The sequence below is a fragment of the Candidatus Phytoplasma zeae genome, from assembly GCF_001712875.1.
In the GTDB taxonomy this organism is placed as follows: Bacteria; Bacillota_I; Bacilli_A; order Acholeplasmatales; family Acholeplasmataceae; genus Phytoplasma; species Phytoplasma asteris.
On record NZ_CP015149.1, the window covers coordinates 78,376 to 100,511 of the forward strand.

Sequence of the window (22,136 nt, forward strand, 5' to 3'; positions counted from 1 at the left end):
GCAATAATTACAATTACAACAAATAACAAATAACAAATAACAAATAACAAATAACAAATAATAATTAATAAGTAATAATGAAATAATTTATAATTTATTAAAAAAATAACTAAACAGGCTGCCAAAATACTTGTAAGTAACGTAATAAAAACATAATTATATCAAGAAAAGAGGTTTTAAGATGTTTTTAGAAAAAGACCAAGATAACTTAGATAATTTAGAAACACAAGCAAAAGAATTGCATAAAGATTGTAAAGAATGCAAAAATTGTCAAAAAGCAGAAACTAAAACAACAAATAAAGAAAACCAAAAGGAAGATGAAACTGTTAAAAATCAATCAAATAAATCAAATCAAACTAAACAAACAAATATCAAACAACAAAAACATCAATCAAAAGAAAACAGTCATCTGCAAATTACTAAATTAAAAACTCAAATTAAAGAATTACAACAACAACTTACCCAACAAAAAAAAGCCTTTGATGAAGAGTTGTTAAAAAATCAAGCAGAATTGATTAACTTTAAGAAAAGAGCCCAAACTCAAAAAGCAAATGAATTAAAATATGCATCAAGTAATTTTATTACCAATTTATTAATGCCCTTGGAACAATTAGAAAAAGTCATTGATATGCCTACACAAAATGAATTGTTGCAAAAATATTTATTAGGATTTAAGTTGTTACAACAACAAATAAAAAAAGTGTTGCAAGATGAAGGAGTAGAAGAAATTGAGTCTCTTAATAAGCCTTTTGATCCTGCTTTGCACCACGCTTTAGAAACAGTGTGCGACCCTAAAAAACCTGATAAAACTAATTTAGCAGTTTTACAAAAAGGTTATTTATATAAAAAAAGAATTTTAAGACCAACATTGGTTAAAGTAAATGAATGGAGTGATAAAAATGACAAAAACGAATAAAATTATAGGTATTGATTTAGGAACAACTAACTCTTGTGTTGCTGTAATGGAAGGTGGCGAGGCAAAAGTTATTCCTAATGCTGAAGGTGGAAGAACAACTCCGTCTGTAGTTTCTTTTAAAGGTGATGAAATTATGGTAGGAGAAATTGCCAAACGTCAAGTAATTACTAATCCTAATACTATTAGTTCTATCAAAAGACACATGGGAGAAGCTAATTATACTGTTAATGTGGGTGGTAAAAAATACACTCCGCAAGAAATTAGTGCAATGATTTTGGCAAATTTGAAAAAAACTGCTGAAGATTATTTAGGAGCTCAAGTAAGTGAGGCGGTAATTACTGTTCCTGCTTATTTTAATGACGCTCAAAGACAAGCTACCAAAGATGCAGGTAAAATTGCAGGCTTAAATGTTAAACGTATTATTAATGAACCAACTGCAGCTGCTCTTTCTTATGGCGTTGACAAAGGTGATAAAGAACAGATCATTTTAGTGTTTGACTTAGGAGGAGGAACTTTTGATGTTTCTATTCTAACTTTGGTTGATGGTACTTTTGAAGTGCTTTCTACTTCTGGAGACAACGCTTTGGGAGGCGATGATTTTGACTTACGTATAGTAGATTTCTTAGTGCAAGAATTCAAAAAAGAAAATAGTGTTGATCTTTCCAAAGATAAAATGGCAATGCAAAGATTAAAAGATGCTGCTGAAAAAGCTAAAAAAGAATTAAGTGGTGTTACTTCTTCACAAATTTCTTTGCCTTTCTTAACAATGATTGAAGCAGGTCCACTTCATTTAGAATACAATATGACTCGTGCTAAATTCAATGAACTTACTAAAGATTTAATTGATCGTTGTTTGGCTCCTGTAAAACGCGCTTTAAGTGATGCCAAATTAGATATTAAAAAAATTGATCAAGTGCTTTTAGTTGGTGGTTCTACTCGTATTCCTGCAGTACAAGATTTAGTTAAAAATGAATTGAAAAAAACTCCTAATAAGAGTATTAATCCTGATGAAGTAGTTGCTATTGGAGCTGCTATTCAAGGAGGAATTCTATCAGGAGACGTTAAAGATATTTTACTGTTAGACGTAACTCCGCTTTCTTTAGGAATTGAGACTTTGGGTAATGTCTTTACTAAATTAATTGAAAGAAACACTACCATTCCAACTTCCAAAAAACAAGTCTTTTCAACTGCCGCAGACAATCAACCAGCAGTAGATATTCATGTTTTACAAGGAGAACGCCCTTTAGCAGCTGATAATAAAACTTTGGGAAGATTCCAATTAACAGATATTCCACCAGCACCGCGCGGAATTCCTCAAATTGAAGTTACTTTTGACCTTGATGCAAACGGAATTGTATCAGTTAAAGCCAAAGATTTAGGTACTAACAAAGAACAAAAAATTACTATTTCAGGAAGTGGTGCCCTTAAAGAAGAAGAAATTCAAAGAATGATTAGAGAAGCTGAAGAAAATGCTGAGGTAGATCGCGTTAAAAAAGAAAGCATTGATGCGCGTAATGAAGCAGAAAATATGATTTTCCACACTAAAAAATCTTTAGAAGATCTAAAAGCTGACGTTAAACCAGAAGAAAAAGACAAAGTTGAGACTCAAATTAAAGAATTAGAAGAAGCTCTAAAAGGAGACGATACTGCTTTAATTAAAGAAAAAACTGCAAACCTTACTAAAGAATCTCAAGAAATTGCAATGAAAGCTTACCAAAAAGCTCAAGAAAAACAAGCACAAGAAAAAGGTACGCAAGAAAACACTACTGCTAAAAATGAAAAACCTCAAGACGAAGTAGTAGACGCTGATTTTGAAGAACAAAAATAATCAATAATGAAATCAAACATAGCAAACCAAAAATAAAAACAAACCAAAAATAAAAACAAACAAAAAATATACAAAAAAATATACAAATACAAAAACAACCACAAAAAACAAACTATAAAGAATAATGAAATCAAAGAAACCCCCCCTTAGTTTTATTATTAGGAGAAGTTAGCTAAAATGACAAAAAAAGATTATTATCATATTTTGGGTCTAGATAAAGACGCAAGTCCTGAGGACATCAAAAAAGCTTATCGTAGTCTTGCTAAAAAATATCATCCTGATATTTCCAAAGAAGCTAACGCCGAGAGCAAATTTAAAGAAGTTCAAGAAGCTTATAGTGTTTTAGGAGATGCTTCTAAAAAAAGTAATTATGATCGTTTTGGTGATGCTTCTGATAACGGTTTTTCTGGTTTTGGTGGCGGTGGTTTTGATGGTTTTGATTCTTTTGGAGATTCTTTTTTTAGTTCCTTTGGAGATATTTTTGGTAATCAACAAACTAAAAAACCTTCTTATGATAAAAAAGTAGAAATGACTATAAGTTTTATGGATGCTGTTTTAGGAGCTAACAAAACTATTGAAATTACTGTAGAAGCTGATTGTAGAGTTTGTCATGGTAAAGGAGCAGTTTCCAATCAAGATGTTATTACTTGTAAACGTTGTGGCGGAACTGGACAAATTATTACTGAGCAAAGAACTTTTTTAGGTAATATTCGTTCTCGTCAAGTTTGTCCTAATTGTAGTGGTAAAGGACAAGAAATTAAAAATAAATGTTATGCTTGTCACGGACAAAAACGTCAAAAAGTTAAGCAATCAGCTACCTTTAATATTCCTGCAGGGATTCAAGAAGGAATGTCTTTGCAAGTTCCTGGGAAAGGAAATTTTATTCCTTTAAGTAATAATCAAAAAGCAGGAGATCTATATATTACTTTTAAAGTGCGTCCTCATGAATCTTTTGTAAGACGTGAATATGATATTATTTTAGAAATCTTTATTACTTTTCCAGAAGCTGCTTTAGGAACTAATATTTTGATTCCTACTATTTATGGTGAAGTAGCTTTAAAAATTCCTGCAGGGATTCAATCAGGCAATAAATTAAGAATGAAAAATAAAGGAGTTGCACATCTTAATTCTTCTTATCGTAAAGGTGATCAGTATGTTGTTGTTCATATTAAAACTCCTAACCAATTAATTTTAGAAGAAAAAAGATTATATCAAAAATTATTAGATTTGCAATATCGTATTTAATATAAGTAATAATATAAGTAATAATATAAGTAAATAAATATTAATACAAATAATACAATATTAATAGTAAATAATAAAATAACAAAAAAACCAACTTAAAAGTTGGTTTTTTTGTTATGTAGCAATTTAATGTTTAAGTTTTTAGAATTTTACATAGTTAATTTTAATTGTATTATGATGAATAATAAATTAATATTTTTTAATATAAATGTTGAATTGTAATATAGTTTTTATGTTATATTATAACTAATAGTAGATAAATAGTTTTGTTATTTGCTATTTTATTAATATTTATCATATTAAATTAACTACTCATTAAATATTTGAGTTATAATAAAGGCATAAAGTCTTTTATTATATTTAAGTTAGAGGCTTTAGAACTTTAACAAATTTAATTTGATAATTCAATTTAATAAAGAGGTGAAATAACATGTTTTTATTAGATAATCTTAAAGAAAAAATTAAAGATAATAAAAAATTAAGTTCGGTTGCGGTTTATCGTAGAGTAAACCATAAAAGAGTTATTCAAAAAACTTTATTATGGATTAGTTTAATGCTTTTATTTTTGGAACTTTCTTATGCAGTTGTATGGCATGAATTAGTTTTTTGCCCAAATTTAGGTGAAATAAAAAAAACAATTATTTTTAAATATTTGTATCTGCCTGCTATTATAAGTATTATTGCTTTTGTATTTACTTGTTTTTCTTTAAGTATAGCACGATTAACAACTCCTGTTTGTCTTATTGCTTTGGGGATATTTTTAGGGATGTTTATGGGTTATTTATATGTTCGTTTGAATATATCACATACATTCGATTTGACTGATAAATTACTAATACATAAACATTTATGCCTAACTATGCTGCTTTCGTTTATTTTTATTTTGATGAGTAATTTTGCAATTACTATTTTAATTTATTATAAAAAGTTTAAAAAAACAAAACGACTAAAAATTAATTCATAAATTTGCTTTTGTAGTTTTTAATTTCTTTGTAATTACTATGTTTTATGTTGTTTTATTTTATGGGGTTGATTTCCTTTGGTTGGCATCAAGTTTCGCAATTAAGTCAAATTTCATCCTTATTTGATCCTTATTTTATGTTAGGGCTCCTATTTATAAGTCTATTTATTTCATGGGCGTCTGTTTATATTGCAGGAGCTTTAGTTGTCTTTAATTATATTATTGAAAAACAAATAGATAAAAAATATGAAACATCTATGGCTTTTGCTTTATGTCTGTTAGTTTTTTGGCCTCTTATTAAAGCTTTATGGAACTTTTTAAAAAGGAGGATTAATAATTAATATTATTTATAAATTTAGAACAGAAATTAATTTTTAATTTCTGTTTTTTTGTTTTTATGAAGTATTTATTATTTATAATATTGTAATTAGTCAATTTTGGAATTTTAAATAAAATTTGTTAATTGGGGTTATAATAAAATTCTTTTTATTGTTTGTTTTGGTTTTTTTAATTTATCCTTAAATATTTTATGATAACAAAATCCCCAAACACTAAAAAACTCAATCAAAAAGCAAGTATTTTAGTTATAATAATTGGGTATAAGTTTTTTTTTGATACCTTAATTACTTTCAAAAAGGAGAGTTTATAAATGTTTAAATGGTTGAAAAGTAAATTTTTTAAAAATAAAAATAATGATAAATATCAACTAGGTCTTAAAAAAACCAAAGCTAGTTTTCTAGATTTTCAAACTCTTTTGAAACAATCTAACAATATCGAAAAAACCCTATTACAAGCATTAGAAAGTTTGTTAATTCAAGCTGATTTTGGTACTAAAACCACTCTTTTTTTGATGCAAGCTATCAAAGATGAAATTAATCAATTTCAAATTAAAAATCCTCAAAAGCTTCCTTCTGTTGTTGTTTCTAAAATGTTTGATTTGTATCAAAATATGAAAGGTATGAAAGGCATATTAGAAAGTCCGCAAGAACAAGAAAAACAAAATCAAGATTCCAATCCAACAAATCCCAAAGACACTTTTCAATCTCAAAATAACTTGCCTCAAATTTATTTGTTTACAGGAGTTAACGGAGTAGGAAAAACAACTACTATTGGAAAAATTGCTGAAGCATTGAAACAAGAAGGTAAAAAAGTATTATTGATTGCTGCTGATACTTTTCGTGCAGGTGCAGTAGAACAACTCCAAATTTGGGCAAAAAGAGTAGGTGTTGAAGTTTTTTGCAAGCCTTTGCCAGCTCATCCTGCAAGTGTTATTTTTGAAGGCATCGAACTTGCTAAAAGTCAAAATTATGATATTATTTTGTGTGATACTGCTGGAAGATTACAAAACAAAACTAATTTAATGCAAGAATTAGCAAAAATTAATCGTGTTATTTGCAAACATTTGCCCGCCTCCAATTTACAAACTTTTTTAGTTTTGGATGCTACTACAGGGCAAAATGCTATTAATCAAGTTGATTTGTTCAATCAAGCAACTCCACTTTCAGGAGCCATTTTAACCAAGCTTGACGGCACTTCCAAAGGAGGGATTGTTTTTGCAATTAAATATTTATACAATTTGCCCACTAAATATATTGGTGTAGGCGAAAAATCCCAAGATTTAATTACTTTTGATGTTAAAAATTATCTTTTTAATTTATTTGAAGGTTTTTTTACTTCTGAAGATATTTTATAATTGCTAATTATAAAGAAAAAATAACAAATAACAAATAACGAAAAACAAACACAAAAAAACATAAAAATTATTATATCAAAAATAAAGAATTCAAAAATATTTAAAAAACATTGCCCCAACAAAAAATTAAACCCCACAAAAACAAATTTCACAACATCAAAAAGGAGATAAAAATATGAGTATATTAGGTGAAGGCTTACAAAAAGTTATTAACAAAATTAGAGGAAAAAAAATCCTAGAACAACAAGACATTCAAAACATTATGCAAGATATTAAAGTTTCTTTGGTAGAAGCTGATGTTCATTTACAAGTTATTGATAAGTTTAATGAAATTATTGAAAAAAAGACTTTGAAACAAGAAGTTTTAAAAGGACTGAACCTCAAAGAACATATTATTAAAATCGTAAACGAAACCCTAATTCAAATTTTGGGTTCTACTCGTGCAGATCTTACTTTTAAGCCTAATTGTAATTTGGATACTTTAATGTTAATTGGGTTGCAAGGAAGCGGTAAAACAACTACTGTAGGAAAATTAGCTCTTTGGTTGCGTAAAAAAAATAGTAAAAAAGTTTTACTTGTAGCTTGTGATATTTATCGTCCAGGAGCAGTAGAACAATTAAAAGTTATTGGTAAACAAATCAATATTGATGTTTTTTCTAAACCTGACACTGCTGTTTTAGATATTGTAGATGCAGGATTAAAACATGCTTTGCAAGAAGGATATGATGCAGTAATTATTGATACTGCGGGGCGCCTTGATATTGATGAGACAATGATGCAAGAATTGCAACAAATTAAAGCCAAAGCCAATCCTTCAGAAATTTTGTTAGTTGTGGATTGTCTTTCAGGACAACAATCTGCTAATACTGCTCAGTCGTTTCATAATCAAGTAGGAATAACTGGAGTTATTTTGACCAAAATGGATGCAGATACTAAAGGAGGAGCTGCTTTATCAGTAAGAGCAATGACAGATCTTCCTTTAAAATTTGTTTCTTCTTCAGAGACAATTGACAGTTTAGAGCCCTTTAATCCTGATAGAATGGCATCTCGTCTTTTAGGAATGGGAGATATTTTAACTTTAATTGAGACAGTTACCGATAAAATTGATCCTCATCAAAGTAAACAAATGATGGAAAAATTATTTGATGATAGTTATAATTATTATGATTTTCAAAAACAATTAAAAACATTAAAAAAAATGGGTTCTTTCAGCAAATTGTTAAGTTTTATTCCTGGATTAGGTGGTAAGATGAAACAATTTTCTGCCAGTTTAGGTGATGATGGATTTAATAAATTTGAAGTTTTAATTCAAAGTATGACTAAACAAGAAAAGAAAAATCCTCAATTAATTGCTTTGAGCAGTAGACGTAGACAAAGAATTGCCAAAGGTTCTGGTAATCAATTAAGTGATGTTAACAAGCTAATTACCCTTTTAGAAAAACAAAAAAAATTAGCTAAGCAAATGCAACATTTTGATGATCAAGATCTTGATAAATTACAAAATGATCCGATGGCTTTTTTTCGTGATATGTATGAATAATAAATAATTAAAATTATAAAATCTTTTTATTAAGTATTTTTGTATCCTTTAATATTTTTATAAAATCAACTTTAATTTATCATTAATTAAAACAAAATGAATAATTATTTGTGTTATATTAAATAATAAATAAATTACATTTTTTATTAAAAATTGCTACATTTTTATAAAATCCAAAAGGAATACAAATATAAACCTATTAACTAAAAGTAAAGAAAACTTTTTTAAAATTTTTATTGGTACTTTATTATTTATTTTAACAACCACTTTAACAATTTATTTTTCATATAACTTATATCATCAATACAAACAACAAAAATTTAAAGAATATCAAAAACAAATGGAACAATATGATTCCAATAAACCTCTTACTAAATTTAGCGCACATCCTTTAGTATCCTAACGTTGTAAAGAAACAAATGATGATATAGTAAACAATATAAGTTTTGCAAACATAATTGGCATGGAAACTGAAAAAGAAACTTGTAATCGCATTTTAGCAATGGTATCTCATCCTGAATGGTTCCAAAAAGCAGGAAAAATCAATAAACCCAAAAGACTCCTACTACACGGAGTCCCAGGAACAGGTAAAACATTATTAGCAATAGCATTTATGTCACAAGCAAGACAAACCTCCCCTTCCACCGATGCAGGCTGTTTTGAATTTACCCCCTCCGACTTTATCACCAAAAACCGCGAATAAGGAATCGAAATTATAAGAGCGATGTTTGATTTCATTAGAGCTGAATGGCATCTAAACAAAAATAATGGTATGGGAGTAATTTTCATCGATGAATGCGACCAAGTACGAAAAAATGGAACTTATCAACCAAGAAGACCAAAAAATGAAAGACATCTTAAACGCCTTCAAAGCCGAAATTACTTCATTAAGAAACCACTGCCCCCACAACCCTGATGCTTTTATTTTCGTAATTGGAGCTACTAATCACTTAGATCAAATAGACTATGCCATCAAATCACGCCTCAACTACCACATAGAAGTTAAACCCTTAGATACAAATGGTAGAAAAAAATTCTTAGAATTCTTAATTGAAAAAAGAAAAACACTAATCACCTCAACTGCAAAAGAATATTTATTAACAACAATTAATGATGCATTGGAAAAATTAACTGATAAATCCAAAACAGGACAACGAACTATGGAATATCTTTTAGATGATGCAATTATCAATGCTCGCTACGAAACCCAAGGGCAAAGTGACATTAGAATTGAAGACTTAAAAAAATCTTTTAAAGTTATTTATGGATTTGATTTGCCTTAAAGACTTCATTAAAAAACTCATTATAATTAAAATTATAAAATCTTTTTATAAACGCAATAAAATAAAAACCCAAACAAAACCTTGTATTCTAAGAAAGTTTTTACAAACTTTCTTTTTTTAATATTATATTAATTATTTTCCTTTTGTACCTTATAAATAAAACAATCATTATTAACTTATAATCCAATTTTGGCTATTAGCTAAACGATAAAATAAATAGGAGAAACAATGAAACATTTAGTTTTAGTTGATGGCAATTCGCTTTTATTTCGAGCATATCACGCAACTGCAAGCAAATATAAACCCCTTTTGCAAAATAAAAAAGGGATCTACACTAATGCTCTTTTGTCTTTTATTAGAATGTTTGAAAAAATTTTAGAAGAAACGAAAGATTATATTTTAGTAGCTTTTGATACTCATAAACCTACCAAAAGACACCAATTATACGATGCTTACAAACAAGGAAGACCAAAAACACCTTCTGCATTGATTAGTCAAATTTCTTTGATTAAACAATATTTAGACCTAATCGGCGTTAAATATCATGTCCAAGACGAATACGAAGCCGATGATATTATAGGTACTTTAGCCAAAGAAGCAAGCAATCAAAATAAGACAGTATCTATTTATTCAAGTGATAAGGATTTATTGCAATTAGTAGATGAAAAAATTACTGTTTGTTTGCTTAAAAAAGGATTGCGTGAAATTAAATGCTATACACCTCCTACTTTGTTTGAAGAATACGGTCTTAAAGAATATCAAATGATTGATTATAAAAGTTTAATTGGCGATCCTTCTGATAACATTAAAGGAGTATTGGGAATAGGACCTAAAACTGCTCAAAAGTTATTACAAGAATACGATTCCCTAGATAATTTGATGCAAAATTTAGACAACATTAAACCTATTTTAAAAACCAAAATCCAAAATTCCCAAGCTGATTTAGAACTTAGCAAAATACTTACCGCAATTGACCTTAAAGTTCCCTTGCCCTTTGATTGTATGCAAACAGAAATACAAATACGTTTGGCGCAAAACCTTAAAAATTTTTATGAAGAAATGGATTTTAGACGCTTAGCTATTACCAAATATGCAAGAATTGAAAAAGAACCAAATACCACAAATACAAATGCAAATTATAATAATAAGGAAGCATCCCCCAAATCCAAAGAAGTGCAAGAAGTAGAAAAAGATAGCAATTTAGAAAATGATAATAATTTAAACCAAACAAATCAAAACAGACCTATCAACAACAACACCACTAAAAATAATGACAATAACGCTCCAAAAGTTCAAGAACAAGGCGCCAACCCACCTCAAAACAATTTCCATTTTCAAATTATCAAAGACCAAAACTCTCTAAATGCTTTTTTGGCTCAAATCCAACCACACCAAATTTGGGCTTGTTTTTTTGAGTTAGAAAAAGAAAATGACTCAAATACTTTTTTGCAAGGAATTGGTTTTTCCAATGAAAATACACATTTTTTTATAGATGCTAATTTGGCTTTTGATAATAATAACTTTTGCAATTATCTAAAAGATGCTAATTTTTATAAAATTGTTTTTCACAATCAAGCAACACAACTTTTTTTAAAAACAAAACATCAAGAACTCAACGGAGTTATCTTTGATTTAGTTTGTGCTTCTTATCTTTTATTTCCTTTGAAAAATCTTGAATTTATTCATATTATAGCCAAAATAGATATTTTGAATAACACAAATTATGTAAGCCAATTATCTCAAAACATTTTTATTTTAGAGCAAAAAGTAGCTTTTAAATCTTTTTTATTACACGCCATCAAAAATAGCGTTTTGCATCATTTAAAAGCTCAAAACCAATTATTTTTGTTTCAAGAAATAGAACTTCCCTTATCAAATATTTTAGCCCAATTAGAATATGAAACTAATTTAGTACAACAAAAACAAATAATAGAAGCACATCCAATAGAAAAAAATACGGATGAAAAAATAGAGACACAACAAGAAAAAATACCAAAAACAAATCAAGGGCAAGAACAAGAACAAGAAAAAGATGCAGATCAAAACCAAGACACAAACATAAAGCTCAAAAATAATCAAGAACAAGAACAAGAAACTCACATCAACCAATTAAAATCATTCAAAGATGTTTTTGGGTATCAAAATAGTTGTTTTTTAAATATAATAAACAATAAAAAATCTTATAATTATTTAATTAATGATAATTTTTTTTGCTTTTCGTTAAAAATTTTAGCTACTTTAGGAAATATTCAAAAAATTAAAAATTACTTTAAAATTGAAAACAATCATCTTTTAAATGATGAACAAACCTTACAATTTTTTGTAAATGCGCCCAAATCAGAAATCAAAAAGGACTCTCAAAAACTTTCTGAAACAATGAATTTTGATGTGGATGCGTGGATAAAAGCAATTATCCCTGAATTAAATATTTCTTCGAATTGTGCCCAAGATTTTATCCATCAATATTTAAGTTTGGATGATGAAATTATAAATTATTATCAAAGTTTATTACAACAAATCAAAGAAAAAAAATATGCATTAACTTTATTGAAAAGAAAAGTTTTTTTTGGTAATCAAAAATTAACTCCGAATTTTGATTTAGAAACATTATATGTTTTTTTACAAGAAAATATTTTAGATATGAAAAAAATTGCCATATTGCAATTATTGCGCCATTTAGAACGAAACAATGAAACTGCCAAAATTACTTATTTTGCTTTAAATGATTATTTGCAACAAAACATAGATTTAATTTCTAAACATTTGAATTATTTTTTTATTTTAGATAATGGTAATATTTAATTGGACAAATCTTATTATTTATAATTTATTTATAAAATAGAAATGTTAAATATCCAAACCAATAAAAAAGCAAAAGAAAAAACATAAGAACAATTGCAATCCAAAAACAAAGATAAAAAAGGAGCAAATGCATGCCAGAATTACCTGAAGTCCAAATTATTGTAGATTTTTTAAAAACACAGTTAATAGGAAAAAAAATTGTTGCAACTAAGGTATTTTATGAGCCTGCTGTTAAAAATACCAAAGAATTTCAAAAAATTGAACAAACTACCATTTTGGATATTCAAAGAAAAGGTAAATTTTTATTATTTTTTTTAACTCAAGAATTAGTTTTAATAGGGCATTTAAGAATGGAAGGAAAATTATTTATCAAACCTTGCGATGAGCCTAAACACAAATACGAACATTTTGCAATTATTTTGGAGGATAAAAGTTCTTTAAGATATTATGATTTTAGGAAATTTGGTAGATTTGAAGTTAAGAATCAGAACATTTTTTTAACCCAAACTACCTTGCATCAACTAGCCTTAGATCCTTTTGAAATCAATCCAGTTGTTTTGTATCAAAAAATATTAAAGACCAAAAGCGCTTTGAAAAAAGTTTTATTAAATCAAAAAATAATTTCTGGATTAGGCAATATTTATGTTAATGAAGTTTTGTTTTTAGTAAAATTGCATCCTGAAACTAAAGCTTGCGAACTGTCTTTGGAACAAGTGCAAGAAATTTTAACATTTTCCCAAAAAGTACTTACCAAAGCCATTAAACTGGGCGGAACTACTGTAAGTACTTTTGAATCTCAGCCAGGCATTATAGGTTATTTTCAAAACAAATTACAAGTGCATGGCAAAGTTAATAAGCCTTGTATTAACTGTCAAACTAAAATTATCAAAATCAAAGTTGGCGGCAGAGGTACTTATCTTTGTCCTGTTTGTCAAAATCATAATCCTAATAAAGAATTATAATTGATTTATTTTCAACTATAAAATAGATCAATATTTTTAAAAAAGAGGTTTTTTATGCTTAGTCATCTAAATTTATTTCAAATCAAAAATTCAGTTTTTTTGTCGCTTGAAGACCATCAAAGCCTAAGTTTGCTTTATCAACCACTAATAGGCACTCATGCGCTTGGTATTTATCATATTTTAGCAACTCTAAAACCTAATATTTTTTATCAACATCAATTTTTATTTGATTTGAGTGCGGTTTCAAAAAATGATTTTTTAGAAGCACAAGAAAAATTAGAAGCTCTTAATTTGCTCCAAACTTTTTGCAATTCCGAAACCCAAGAAAGAATTTATTGGCTTAATTTGCCATGCAGATCTCAAGAGTTTTTTAAAGACCCTCTTTTTAGTAATTTTTTATTAAGTGAAGTGGGAGAGGCTACTTTTTTGAGTTTGCAAAATCATTTTAGTAAAGAAGCTTCCACTAAAAAAAATAATTGGGACGCTTTTCAAGACATTAGTAAAAAATTTGATGATTTGTTTCAAGTGCAAAAAATGGATTTACCAACTGATTTTACTTGTCCCAATAACCAAACAAATTCTTCTCCAAGACAGTTTTTAAATAACGCTTTTGATTATAAATTATTTTTGCAAAAATTGCCCCAACGTTTCAAAAAACCATCTTTAACTTGCAATCAAACAAGTGATTTTATTCAAAAATTAAGCTTAGTTTATAATTTAGATGAAGCTACACTTTCGGAAATATATCAAAAAACTTTTCCAAAGCCCAGCGAAATCGAATTATCCAAATTAAGCCTAGGTGTAAAAAGATATTATCAGATGAATACTCAAAATCAAAATTTGGTTTTTGCGAAAAAAACGCAATATAATGAACAAGATACGATTGCTTTGCTCAAACGTAAAGATTCTACTCAAAGAATTATTATAAATCATTGTCCTAAAAATATGCAAGCCACTGCGGCTGATACTGTTTTTCAATTTATGGAAAGAAACAATTTAGAACCGGGGCTAGTCAATGTGCTTTTAACTTATATTTTGGAACGAAAAGGCTTTGTGCCCTCGGTGGTTTATTTGGAAAAAATCTTAAAATCTTGGGAGCAAAAAGGGATTTTTGATACTGAAACAGCATATGATTTTTATATGGAACAAGAAAAAACCCAATCTCAAACTAAGTTTAGATCTAATTTAAAAAAACCACAAATTTCTCCTAAATGGTTAGAAGATTTTAAAAAGAAAAAACAGTCATAATTTTTTGGATGATTTATTATTACAAGGAATCAATTCAATTTGATAACATTTTACAAAAGCAAAAGAGGTGAAAAATTAATTTATGGAATTTTCAGATATAAAAATAAAAATTAGGAAAATGATTGCACAGTGCGAAGAAACCAAAAATTTAGATATCTCTGATGATGAACTACCAGTTATTTATCATTATTTGCTCACCAAAGATCAAGAAAATGAATATGGGAATCGCCAAGAAATAAAAACCAATCCTTTAAGAGTTGTTTGGGTTCCTACTGTTAAATCTCAAGCTCTTTATTTTAAGGAACATTGGCAATCGCAAAATGAATTGTTTGATAGTAGCATTAATTTTGATGCTCATTTAGTGAGGCAATTTGTAGTGGATAATGATTCTAAGCAAAAAGCGTTAAAAGAGATGAAACAAATTATTAAACATTTTGAAAAATCTACCAAAGGTTTTTATTTGTCGGGTTCTTTTAATACTGGAAAAACTATTTTTTTGAAAAAAATAGCTTATGAATTAATTCAAAAAAAAATTTCTGTTATTTTTCTTTTTATGCCTGATATAACTAGAAAATTTAGAAATTTTTTGTATAATAATACTTTAGAAACAAGGTTGCAACAATTAAAAAATGTTAAGTGTTTGATTTTGGATGACCTAGGTTCAGAAAATATGACACCTTGGTTTCGTGATGAAATTTTGCTTCCTTTGTTGTATGATAGAGCTGAAAAAAAGTTGCCCCTTTTTATTAGTAGTAATTTGCCCTTTAATGAACTGCACAATTATTTATTGCATTTGCATGGAGCTGAAAATGCTAATAGTGAAGTTAAGGTATACAAAATTATTGAAAAAATTCGTACCCTTACTCACTTTTATGATTTTTCCGAAAAACAAGATTCCTAATAAGACAGTTTTAACTTGGTCAAGGATTAAAAATATTCTTTTTTGGAAAAACGTAATAACACAAGCAAATAATTTATAATTTATTTTGGTGGAGATGATGGGAGTCGAACCCATGTACAAAATCACTTTAATTTATATATTCTACATATTTAGTTTATTTTGTAAGTTCGCAATTTATGAAAAAACAAACAAAATCCATAAATTACTAGTCTTTTTGATATTTGCTAAAAGAGTAAAGACAAACCCAATTAGCAAAACTTACCTTATTGCCTTCCTTAAATCGTAAGTTAATTTAAGTGCGGGTTTTGCTTATTTATTTAAGCAAAAGCTAATTGTGAAGAAAAACTGTTTGCAAAATTCATTTGATAAACTGGAGTTTGTCCAGCAAAATCTTGTGTATTTGTTACAGTTTGTTTATTATTTCCGGTTATTATAACCTCGACGTTTTTACTTGCGTAACCAAGATATGCTATATAAATTTCGTTGACCTTGGCAAATCCAAAACATCCCCATATTTTTATTTTAACTCAAAAAACCTTTTTTAAATCAAGTTATTTTTAGATTTGTTATTTGTGTTTTTGGAATGGATCATATTTTTGATTAATTTATTCTTTTTGCCCACTCAAAAATTATAACCAATAAATTTAAAATTTTGTAAAAGCGCCAAAGATAAAATTATCTAAATTAAACTAAACTCAAATCAAAATTACACAAGCAAACAAAAAGCTCAATATCAATATATATAACAAAAAAGGGATTTGCATCCCTTCCTTTGTTCGATTATTAATGAAATTATTCGTTAACTACAACAACATCTACAGCTTGAGCTCCGAGGTCGCCTTCTTTAACAGTGAATTCAACCTTGTCGTTTTCATTAAGTGTTTTTCTTCCAAAGACTTCAGTTTGAATAGAACTGTAATGTACGAAAATATCTTTCCCATCAGCTGAAACGATAAATCCGTAGCCTTTGTCTTTAGAAAACCATCTACATGTTCCCTGTTGTTTTTTGTCTTGCATTATTAATAATACTCCTTCTTTTAAATTATTTCGGTTTCATAACCTATTATCTATTATAACTCATTTATTTTTAGAGTCAAACATTTTTACACACTTTTTTTTATTTTTTTTACTTTTTTGACGTTTTTTGGTAAAATTTTCATTTTTTTCGTCAAAAATTTGCATTTTGATATTTTTTTTGATATAATAAAATATGTTAAGTCCTTATAGTTTAACGGCAGAACGTAGCAATGGTAATGCTGAAATACAAGTTCAATTCTTGTTAAGGGCACCAAAACCAAAATTAAGATGATGTGGGCGTCGTATAGTGGTTATTATACGTGCTTGCCAAGCATGAGACGGGGGTTCGATTCCCCTCGCCCGCTCCATACATTATATAATTTAGATGTATTATATTTGTTTATTAAAAAACTTTATTATTTAGCTTTTTTGCCCAATAACAGAGTTTAATTGTTAAATTAATATAATATATTATAGATATCATAAAAGCAAGCTTTAATTAAAGCTTGCTTTTTGTTTTATTGTGGGAATAATTTCAGTATAAAATATAAATATAATAAAATATCTTTGCAATTGTTTTTTATTAAAATTATGTATAATATAGGCAAGTTATGTAATTTTAGATAACAATAATAAAATGATATTAAATATTTTAAATACATAAGAAAATTGATTTTAAAATGAAACAAATAAACAAACATTTTATCTATATTACTGTAATTATTGTATCTTTTATTATTGTTTTTATATTTCTTAATAACATGAAATCTAATAAGAAAACCCCCTTAATAAAAAGGGGGTTTTTAATATAATATAATGATTTTAATTAAAATAAATAAATTAATGGTGCGGATAGTGAGATTTGAACTCACACAAGATATTTCTTACATGCCCCTCAAGCATGCACGTCTACCGTTCCGTCATATCCGCTTAAAAATGATCTTATAGATCACTTTTGTTATTCTAATGAAACAATGTAAGGAATGTTGTTATTTTGGCTTTCTAAGGTTTCTAATTCAATGTGGTCGTAATTAGTTTCTAAGAAAGTTTCTAGTTTTTCTAATTCTTTTTCATCAGTACATGAAGGATTATAAAAAACAGTTAAAAAGGTTTGATTAGGTTTAATCATTTTTTGGAGTAATGTTTTTAATGCTTGATATTTATCTTTATTAGTAGCTATTATTTTTTCTTCCCAAACAGATAAATATTCTTTTTCTAAAAGAGTTTGATTGGATATGTTTTTAGCATCTTTTTTATCAGCATAGATAATTTTTCCTGTTTGGATGTTTTTGATAGTTTCTTCCATGATAGTTTTGTTTTGTACTAAATCCAATGATTTATCAAAAGCTAAAAGAGCACTGTATCCTTGAGCGATGTTTTTAGTTTGTAAAAGGACAATTTCTTGATTGGTTCCTTGTAATTGTTTTAGTTGGGTTGTAAGCTTTTCTAAAAGAGATGTGTCATTAGGTAGGATAATGATGTTTTGGGAAGTATTTGTTTGAAGAAGTTTTTCAAAAGTAGTAGGGTTAAAATTAGATTGTTTTATAATGTGATTTACTTTAAGGTCAGCAAAGACTTTTTGGCTTTTGGTATCATTTGCAAATGTAATAAAAAAATATTTTTGATCTTTATTTGAGTTATGTAAGTTTGAAGGTGACTTTGGGTCTGGGGTAGGTTCTTGTTGTAGGGTAAATGTGTCGTGTTTTTGATCTAAAATTGATTGATGTTGTTCTTTCATGTTGTCAATTTTGCTTACCTTTAATGTGCCATAATTTAAGAGTTTTTCTAAAACTTGTCCTGGTTTGTTGGTATGGATATGTATTTTTAGAATTTCTTGGTCTTTAACCAAAACTAAAGAATCTCCTATTTGTAATAAAGCTTGTTTAAGTTGTTTCATATCAAGGTTTTTTTCTTGGGATTCTTTGATTTGAAAAATGTATTCAGTGCAATAAGTATATTTAATATTAACTTGTCCCAACTTTTGTATTTTATCAGGATTTGTGTGTGTTTGGATATTTTGGTTTACTTGAAGTAGTTTTTGGTCTTGTAAAAATAATAACATTCCTTTAAGGATTTCAACAAAGCCAGCCCCTCCACTATCAACTACTCCTGATTTTTTTAAGACTTCTAATAATTCAGTTGTTTGGGAAAGAGTTTTTTGGGCGTTTTGTAAGAAATTGGATAAAACATCTTCAATAGTACTAAATTGGGATTTAGCTTTGAGAGTTTGTTTAACAGCTTTACGAAAAACAGTTAAAATAGTGCCTTCTTGAGGTTCTATAATAGCTTGGTAAGCTTTTTGGTAGCCTCCTTCAAGTGAATGGATAAAATCATTAATATTGATAGTTTCTTTATTGAGTTTTTGGTAAGTTTGTGCCATTCCTGCAAAAAATTGGGATAAAATAACTCCTGAATTACCTTTGGCACCCATTAATAATGCTTTTGATAAAACTTGGGATACTTCTACTATGGAACGAGTTTCTAAATTGCTAATTTCTTTAACGCCTGACATCATAGTAATTTTCATATTAGTTCCTGTATCTCTATCTGGTACGGGAAAAACATTTAAATTATCAATGGTTTGGTAGTTGTTTTGTAAATTGATAGCTCCGTTAGTAATCATGTTTTTAAATAATTGTCCGTCAATAAATTGAATAACTTTATCTTTATTCATCTTGGTTGCCTTTCTTCGAAAAAATTTCTTTAATATAATTAGATAATAATAAGGAATGGAATATTTTTTTCTTAATTTGGTATGATTAGGAAAGATTTTTTATTTAAGGTAAATAAAAACCTATTTTAATTATAACATATTTTAATTTTTCTCTTATAAAACAAATAAGTTAAGGGAGCAAAAATTTAGTTTTTTATGACTTATAAGTAAAATTATGAGATTATTGATAGAATTATTTAGTTTGTTATTTGTTTTATTTAAATTTGTTTTATTTTTTTTGAAAGAGATATAATAGAGATAATCAAATAATTATTAATTGTTAAAAAAGTTTTGTTTGTGATAATCAATTCATTAAAATAAAAACTAATTCATTTATAAAGTTTTAGGCAAGTTATAAAAATAGTGATTTATAAATTTGATATAACAATATAATTGTTTGATTTATTGACAACCAACTAACTTTTAAAAATAACAAAATAAAACGAAAGTGAGAAATTATCTTATGGATAATCAAGAAAAAGATCTCAATTTAAATTTTTTGAATAAATCATTTAAAATCGGAACTGCTATTACTTTAATTGCTTTTTCTTTAGTTGCAATAGCTTTAATTTTAGCTTTTAGACCTCAATTTCAACCACAACCAACGAACAACTCCACCTACCATAACACAAACTCCATCTTTATCTAAAAAATCACCTTCAACTCCCAAATGGAGCGTTATAGATGCACTCCATGCGCCAGTTCAATTTGAATTAAACAATTTTAATCCTAACAAAAAATATATGGATGATTTATTTGGAATGAAAGAAGAAAAATTGGCAGCTCAAAAAGTACTAGATTTTGTTACAAATGCCAAAATGTTTGAAGGTAAAGGTAAAATAGATCCTCCCAAAGGAATGTTATTATATGGAGTTCCTGGCACTGGAAAAACTTATTTTGCTAATTGTTTTATGAAAGATACTCATTTTAAATATGTTGCTAAATGTACTGTTGCTGATTTTGCTCAAAAATATGTAGGAGAAAGTGTAAAGGCAGTACATTCTTTATTTGATAGTGCAAGAAAAATTGCTGATGAACACGGTGGTGCTATCATTTTTGTTGATGAATGTGAAGAGGTTTTTGTTGATCTTACACAAATACGTGAGCATCATAAAGGACAAAGTGAAGCTTTTACGGCTTTCAAAGAAGAATTAACTATCGAAAAAAATAACCTAACTAAGCCCATATTTTTAATTGCAGCTACAAATTATTTAAATAAAATGGATGATGCCATTAAATCAAGATTTACTTACAAAATTGAAGTTAAAACCCTCGAAAAAGAAACAAGCAAAGACTTTATGAAATTCTTAGTTAAAAATATCTGTAAAAACCCAATTTCTGATGATGCACTAAATTATCTCACCCAAAATGTTAATGATGCAATTGAAAATGACATTATGAAGCGTTCTAATCGTGCCATCGAAACACTTGTTAATGATGCTTGTATTAATATGTGTAGAAACAAACAAACACAAATTGAAGTTCAAGACTTAAAAGAAGTTTGTTTATCAGTTTTAGGTTTTATCCCACAATAAAATAATATATATAATAATTTATAAAGCATTACAACAAAGAAATATTAATAAAAATTAAGTATATTTTTATCTATTTTGCGATATAATAATTTTACATAGTATTTAATACTATTACAATTATAAAAAACAAAATAAGAGATAATTGTATAATTAAAATAAATAATAGCAATTTTTTCAAGTTGGAATTATTTATAATTGCCATATTAGAAAAGAGTTTTTTTACAAAGTGAATAATTTAGAACAACCCAAGCATTTTTTATTGGCTAAGGTGTGCTTGTTGTTATTGGCATTATGGATTTTTATTGTATTATTAGGAAATATAATTACAGTTTGGGCAAATAATCCATTAAAAGAAAATTTAGCTATTGGAGTTATAGAAAAAAGAAAATATTTAGAAGAAAGCACGCAAGATAATAAATTAGTTGATTGGCAAAATCCTGATACTTATGATGCAATTTATGATACTAACGGAAATCAAATAGCACAAAGACATTACAAATTAGAAAGTACGCAAGATAATAAAGTAGTTGATTGGCAACATTATGATACTTGGGATGCTACTTATGATAAAAATGGTAGACAAACATCTAAAAGATATTTTTTAGCTCAAAGCACCGAAAATAATAAAGTAGTTGATTGGCAACATTATGATACTTGGGATGCTACTTATGATAAAAATGGTAGACAAACATCTAAAAGATATTTTTTAGCTCAAAGCACCGAAAATAATAAATTAGTTGATTGGCAAAATCCTGATACTTGGGATGCTACTTATGATAAAAATGGTAGACAAACATCTAAAAGATATTTTTTAGCTCAAAGCACCGAAAATAATAAATTAGTTAATTACAAACATCATGATACTTGGGATAAAACCTATGATAAAAATGGTAATCAATTATTAGAAAGGCATTATTTGCAAGGAAGTACTGAAAAAGATAAATTAGTGGATTGGAAAAATAATGATACTTGGGATGCTACTTATGATGCAAACCAAAAACAAACTTCTAAAAGACATTATTTAGAAACAAGCACCGAAAATAATAAAGTAGTTGATTGGCAACATTATGATACTTGGGATGCTACTTATGATAAAAATGGTAGACAAACATCCCAAAGACATTATTTAGAAACAAGTACCGAAAATAATAAAGTAGTTGATTGGCAACATCGTTATACTTGGGGTAAAAGTAGTAATGTAGAACCAATATTGCCTCTTACAAATGTTTTAGTGAATAAAAATACTCAAAAAAATAAAGTTTATTTGCACCACACCAATAATAAAGTAGCTGATGTGGGTGATTTACAATCTCAAACTTATGACACACACATTTACAATATAAAAATATTTGCCTATATATTATTTATTTTGTTGTTTGTTGTTTTTATTATTTCAATTTATCTTTATATAAAAAAAATTGAAAAAAATAATTGATTGAATACCAAATTAGTTTTAATTGTTTCATTTATAAAGGAAAAACCAACTTAAAAG

General features: G+C 27.5%; 18 protein-coding genes, 3 tRNA genes and 1 other RNA gene. 18 read left to right on the plus strand and 4 right to left on the minus strand.

What is annotated here, in order from left to right:
* Positions 1-181: 181 nt before the first annotated feature.
* From MBSPM3_RS00390 to MBSPM3_RS00450, 13 genes are all read left to right on the plus strand, one after another.
* The gene (locus tag MBSPM3_RS00390) at positions 182-916 is read left to right on the plus strand and encodes a nucleotide exchange factor GrpE (protein ID WP_069028053.1); all 735 of its coding nucleotides are present in this window, start codon (positions 182-184) and stop codon (positions 914-916) included.
* Positions 900-2,744: a molecular chaperone DnaK gene (gene dnaK, locus MBSPM3_RS00395; protein WP_069028054.1), complete on the plus strand. Its 1,845-nt coding sequence runs from the start codon at positions 900-902 to the stop codon at positions 2,742-2,744. The genes MBSPM3_RS00390 and dnaK overlap by 17 nt, the downstream gene beginning before the upstream one ends.
* A 177-nt stretch (positions 2,745-2,921) precedes the next feature.
* The gene (gene dnaJ, locus MBSPM3_RS00400) at positions 2,922-3,989 is read left to right on the plus strand and encodes a molecular chaperone DnaJ (RefSeq protein ID WP_069028055.1); all 1,068 of its coding nucleotides are present in this window, start codon (positions 2,922-2,924) and stop codon (positions 3,987-3,989) included.
* 430 nt (positions 3,990-4,419) lie between these two features.
* The gene (locus MBSPM3_RS00405) at positions 4,420-4,953 is read left to right on the plus strand and encodes a hypothetical protein (protein ID WP_069028056.1); all 534 of its coding nucleotides are present in this window, start codon (positions 4,420-4,422) and stop codon (positions 4,951-4,953) included.
* Positions 4,954-5,012: 59 nt separating this feature from the next.
* Positions 5,013-5,291 (plus strand): hypothetical protein, encoded by a 279-nt coding sequence (locus MBSPM3_RS00410; protein ID WP_069028057.1) that lies wholly within the window; start codon positions 5,013-5,015, stop codon positions 5,289-5,291.
* 308 nt (positions 5,292-5,599) lie between these two features.
* A complete protein-coding gene (gene ftsY / locus MBSPM3_RS00415; protein ID WP_069028058.1) occupies positions 5,600-6,643 on the plus strand; it encodes a signal recognition particle-docking protein FtsY in 1,044 nt (347 codons plus the stop codon).
* A 175-nt stretch (positions 6,644-6,818) separates the two neighbouring features.
* Entirely contained in the window at positions 6,819-8,183 is a 1,365-nt protein-coding gene (gene ffh, locus MBSPM3_RS00420; protein ID WP_069028059.1) for a signal recognition particle protein, read from the plus strand.
* 463 nt (positions 8,184-8,646) lie between these two features.
* A complete protein-coding gene (locus tag MBSPM3_RS00425; RefSeq protein WP_069028060.1) occupies positions 8,647-8,886 on the plus strand; it encodes an AAA family ATPase in 240 nt (79 codons plus the stop codon).
* Between the two features lie 88 nt (positions 8,887-8,974).
* The gene (locus tag MBSPM3_RS00430) at positions 8,975-9,466 is read left to right on the plus strand and encodes an ATP-binding protein (protein ID WP_069028061.1); all 492 of its coding nucleotides are present in this window, start codon (positions 8,975-8,977) and stop codon (positions 9,464-9,466) included.
* A gap of 228 nt (positions 9,467-9,694) precedes the next feature.
* Entirely contained in the window at positions 9,695-12,268 is a 2,574-nt protein-coding gene (locus MBSPM3_RS03110; RefSeq protein WP_232308848.1) for a 5'-3' exonuclease H3TH domain-containing protein, read from the plus strand.
* A 131-nt stretch (positions 12,269-12,399) separates the two neighbouring features.
* On the plus strand, positions 12,400-13,230 hold the full coding sequence (mutM, locus tag MBSPM3_RS00440; protein ID WP_069028062.1) for a DNA-formamidopyrimidine glycosylase: 831 nt from the start codon (positions 12,400-12,402) through the stop codon (positions 13,228-13,230).
* A 54-nt stretch (positions 13,231-13,284) separates the two neighbouring features.
* A complete protein-coding gene (locus MBSPM3_RS00445) occupies positions 13,285-14,478 on the plus strand; it encodes a DnaD domain protein (protein ID WP_069028063.1) in 1,194 nt (397 codons plus the stop codon).
* Positions 14,479-14,560: 82 nt separating this feature from the next.
* Complete coding sequence (locus MBSPM3_RS00450; protein WP_069028064.1) at positions 14,561-15,379, plus strand: ATP-binding protein; 819 nt, start codon at positions 14,561-14,563, stop codon at positions 15,377-15,379.
* A gap of 86 nt (positions 15,380-15,465) precedes the next feature.
* Here MBSPM3_RS00450 and ssrA read toward each other — a convergent pair.
* Positions 15,466-15,890: a transfer-messenger RNA gene (gene ssrA, locus MBSPM3_RS00455) on the minus strand.
* Positions 15,891-16,171: 281 nt separating this feature from the next.
* Positions 16,172-16,396 (minus strand): cold-shock protein, encoded by a 225-nt coding sequence (locus MBSPM3_RS00460; RefSeq protein WP_069028065.1) that lies wholly within the window; start codon positions 16,394-16,396, stop codon positions 16,172-16,174.
* Positions 16,397-16,596: 200 nt separating this feature from the next.
* On the opposite strand from MBSPM3_RS00460, the gene MBSPM3_RS00465 reads away from it, so the two are divergent.
* Positions 16,597-16,670, plus strand: a tRNA-Thr gene (locus tag MBSPM3_RS00465).
* Positions 16,671-16,689: 19 nt separating this feature from the next.
* Positions 16,690-16,764: transfer RNA gene (locus MBSPM3_RS00470), tRNA-Gly, on the plus strand.
* 476 nt (positions 16,765-17,240) lie between these two features.
* On the opposite strand, the gene MBSPM3_RS00475 is transcribed toward MBSPM3_RS00470, so the two are convergent.
* A tRNA-Leu gene (locus MBSPM3_RS00475) sits at positions 17,241-17,326 on the minus strand.
* Positions 17,327-17,354: 28 nt separating this feature from the next.
* On the minus strand, positions 17,355-19,070 hold the full coding sequence (locus MBSPM3_RS00480; RefSeq protein ID WP_069028066.1) for a DAK2 domain-containing protein: 1,716 nt from the start codon (positions 19,068-19,070) through the stop codon (positions 17,355-17,357).
* Positions 19,071-19,572: 502 nt separating this feature from the next.
* Here MBSPM3_RS00480 and MBSPM3_RS00485 point away from each other — a divergent pair.
* The 3 genes from MBSPM3_RS00485 to MBSPM3_RS00495 all read left to right on the plus strand — a co-directional run bounded on the left by MBSPM3_RS00485 (position 19,573) and on the right by MBSPM3_RS00495 (position 22,079).
* Entirely contained in the window at positions 19,573-19,758 is a 186-nt protein-coding gene (locus MBSPM3_RS00485) for a hypothetical protein (protein WP_069028067.1), read from the plus strand.
* Positions 19,759-19,852: 94 nt separating this feature from the next.
* Positions 19,853-20,644 carry an ATP-binding protein gene (locus tag MBSPM3_RS00490; protein ID WP_083985303.1) on the plus strand — a complete coding sequence of 264 codons (792 nt, stop codon included), beginning with the start codon at positions 19,853-19,855 and terminating at the stop codon, positions 20,642-20,644.
* Between the two features lie 226 nt (positions 20,645-20,870).
* Entirely contained in the window at positions 20,871-22,079 is a 1,209-nt protein-coding gene (locus MBSPM3_RS00495; protein ID WP_157084480.1) for a hypothetical protein, read from the plus strand.
* Positions 22,080-22,136: the final 57 nt, after the last annotated feature.